General features: G+C 22.4%; 3 protein-coding genes. All 3 read left to right on the forward strand.

Going from position 1 to position 3250, the window contains the following annotated elements:
* The first annotated feature begins 191 nt into the window (after positions 1 to 191).
* A complete protein-coding gene (locus BGI41_RS07330) occupies positions 192 to 761 on the forward strand; it encodes a TIGR00296 family protein (RefSeq protein WP_088540014.1) in 570 nt (189 codons plus the stop codon).
* Positions 762 to 986: 225 nt separating this feature from the next.
* Positions 987 to 2018 (forward strand): NOG1 family protein, encoded by a 1032-nt coding sequence (locus BGI41_RS07335; protein ID WP_088540016.1) that lies wholly within the window; start codon positions 987 to 989, stop codon positions 2016 to 2018.
* A 520-nt stretch (positions 2019 to 2538) separates the two neighbouring features.
* The gene (locus tag BGI41_RS07340; RefSeq protein WP_088540018.1) at positions 2539 to 3045 is read left to right on the forward strand and encodes an Hsp20/alpha crystallin family protein; all 507 of its coding nucleotides are present in this window, start codon (positions 2539 to 2541) and stop codon (positions 3043 to 3045) included.
* Positions 3046 to 3250: the final 205 nt, after the last annotated feature.

A 3250-nucleotide genomic window follows, 5' to 3' on the forward strand; every position in this document is an offset into this window, starting at 1 on the left:
GTATTTTTAAAAAATATAAATAGTATAAAAATTTAAAATTATCTTAAATAGTAATTAGCTCTATTGAAATTTAACTTAAAGAATAATTTAAATAATTGTCTTAATATTTTTAAGTTCATTAATTTAATAAAAGTTAAAAAACCTAAAAATAGGTTTTATTTTATTAACTATAAATAAATTTAGGTGATAAAATGGTATTAACTGAAGAAGATGGCCAATATCTTATAGATGTTGCTAGAGAAGCTATTGAACTATATTTAGATAACAGAATTAAAATTGGTGCACCAAAAGATTGTCCAAAATATTTATTTGAAAAATTAGGTGTTTTTGTAACTTTAAACAAAAATAATAATTTAAGAGGATGTATTGGTTATTCAGAACCAGTTATGCCACTAATTGAAGCTACAATTAATTCTGCAATATCTGCTGCCGTTTCTGATTACAGATTCCCAATTTTAAAAACAAGTGAACTTTCAGATATTAGGATTGAACTTACTGTTTTAACAAAACCAGAACTTATTGAAGTTGATAATCCACATGATTATCCAAATAAAATTACTATTGGAGAAGATGGTTTAATAGTTGAAGAAGGATACTCAAAAGGATTACTCTTACCACAAGTTGCAACAGAAAATGATATGGATAAAGAGGAATTTTTATCACATACTTGTCTAAAAGCAGGCCTTTCACCAAATGCATGGTTTAGTGAACCTGTAGAAATATATAAGTTCCAAGGACAAATATTTGATGAAATTATTTAAATTAATTTATTTTACTTAATTTAAGTAAAATAATAATATATTTTATTAAATTTTAGAAAATAATAAAATATAAAAGCTATTTTATAAATTCCACAAAAGGAAAATAATAAAATAGAAAAAAACTATTTTATAAATTCCACAAAAGGAAAATAATAAAAAACATTTTATAGATTTTAAATAAAAAATCTATAAAAACTTATTTTACAATTTTTAATTAGTGATATTATGATGATACCAACAATACCAACAATTGATGAAATCTTAGATAAAGGTTTTTCAAGAGGAAAAAAGGCAGCAGATATGAAAAGATCTGAAAGAATGCCTAAACACATTAAAGGAAAAAGAGTTGAAGAAGTAAGGGTTACAACTGCTTGTCAAGTAATTAAAGATAAATTAAAAATGATATTAGACCGTACCCCGGAAATTGAAGAATTACCTGTCTTTTATCAAGATTATATTGATATTACTGTAGGTGTAGATTCTCTTAAACAATCTTTAGGTGCAGTTAATTGGGCTTATGGAATTATTGCACAATTAGAAGAACAATACAGACAAAAAATTAGAAGATCAGCACCAGATAGAGCAAGTAAATTAAGAAAACAAGCATATGGTAGAATTTCTTCAGTAATTAAAAAAATATCTAAAGATCTTGATTTCTTAGATTATGCTAAATCAAGATTAAGAAATATGCCAACAATTAATTTTGATGCAAAAACAGTTGTAATTGCAGGATTCCCAAATGTAGGTAAATCTACATTACTTAGACAATTAACTAGTGCTGAACCAGAAGTTGCAAATTATCCATTTACAACTAAAGGTATACAAATAGGACATATTGAAAGACATTGGAATGATATTCAAATTATAGATACTCCGGGATTACTTGATAGACCTATAAGTGATATGAATGATATTGAATTAAATGCTATTGTAGCACTTGAAGATTTAGCTGATACAATTTTATTTATTTTTGATAGTTCAGAAACATGTGGTTACTATCTTGAAAACCAATATAAATTATATACTGAAATTAAAAGGATTTTTGATATACCATTTATCCCATTATTTAATAAAATTGACCTTACAGAATATGAAAGTAAAGGTAAGAATTATGAATATATTAAAGGGTTTATTGATAAAACAGAAGATCCATTAATAATCTCTGCTTACGATGGTAGTGGTGTAGAAATACTTAAAAAATTTGATAGTATTAAAAAAATACCTCGTGATGAAGAGGAAGATGATGATTACTATTAAATTATAAATTTTTACTTTTTTTATCTATTATTAAAATATAATTAAAAATTAAACTACTTTTTTTAGAAAATTTAAGAATATAATATTTAGATTAAACTTAAAACTAAGTTTTAATAATTAAAACAAAAAACTACTTTTAAAAATAATCAATAAATTAAATCTCAAAACAATATAATAATTTAAATATACTATAATAAAAATACTAAATTTTAAAATATTTAGAATTTTTATAAATTAATTAAAAATTATTATAAGAATAAATCTAAAAGCTATTTTAATTAACTAAATAAAACTAAAATATCTTTACAAAAACATAAAAATAAAAATCATAAAATAAAGTAAATAAAGAAAAACATATTCTAAAAAATATAAAAACTATAAAAAATAATTAAATAATATAATAAATACTATTTAAATTAATATTAAAGAAAATATATGAAAATAACAAAATATTAATAAAAAAAGAATATAATTATACATAACTAATATAAGTTATATTATACTAAAGGAGGAAATAATCATGGATAGTTATGATTACTCAAAAAGTAAAGAAAGAGCACAAAAAGCAGCAGACGATATTGTAGATAGTGTAAAATCCGCAGGAAAAGAAATCGATAATATGATTAGAGATTACAGGGATACCTCAATCTCAAAAATAAAAGTAGACTTACTTGAAGATGAAGAAAATTATTACATCAAAGCAGATATCCCAGGATCTTCTAAAGACTCTGTAAATGTAACTATTGAAGAACAAACTGTTATTATCACCTGTGAATTCCAATCTTTCGAAGATGAACTTAAAGAAATCGCAACTGACGCAGTTGAAGATGGAGATAAAGAAGAGGAAGAGGAAGAAAAAGAACTTAAATATTTAATCCAAGGAAGAATTACAGGTAAAGCAAAAAGGATAATACCATTATCTAAAAAAATTAAAACAAAAGAAAGTAAAGCAAAATACAAAAAAGGTACTGTTACATTAACTATACCAAAAGTACAACCTAAATCCTACAATGTTACAGTTGAATAATTATAATAATTATTCAATTAATTTCTTTTTTTAAAAAAACTTTAAATCATAAACAAAATACTTTTTTTATTAAATTATACTAGTTTTATAATATTTTAAATTATAAACTTATTTTCTATAACTTTTAATCTTTAGCTATTTAATACTAATAAAATACTATTAAAATACCAATTTAAAAACAAGAAAAATAGAATTATACAAAAAA

This window comes from Methanobrevibacter sp. 87.7 (genome assembly GCF_002208625.1).
In the GTDB taxonomy this organism is placed as follows: domain Archaea; phylum Methanobacteriota; class Methanobacteria; order Methanobacteriales; family Methanobacteriaceae; genus Methanarmilla.

Coding starts and splice junctions, on each gene's coding strand:
- BGI41_RS07335 (WP_088540016.1), top strand. CDS start 987: ATGATGATACCAACAATACCAACAATTGATGAAATCTTAGATAAAGGT.
- BGI41_RS07330 (WP_088540014.1), top strand. CDS start 192: ATGGTATTAACTGAAGAAGATGGCCAATATCTTATAGATGTTGCTAGA.
- BGI41_RS07340 (WP_088540018.1), top strand. CDS start 2,539: ATGGATAGTTATGATTACTCAAAAAGTAAAGAAAGAGCACAAAAAGCA.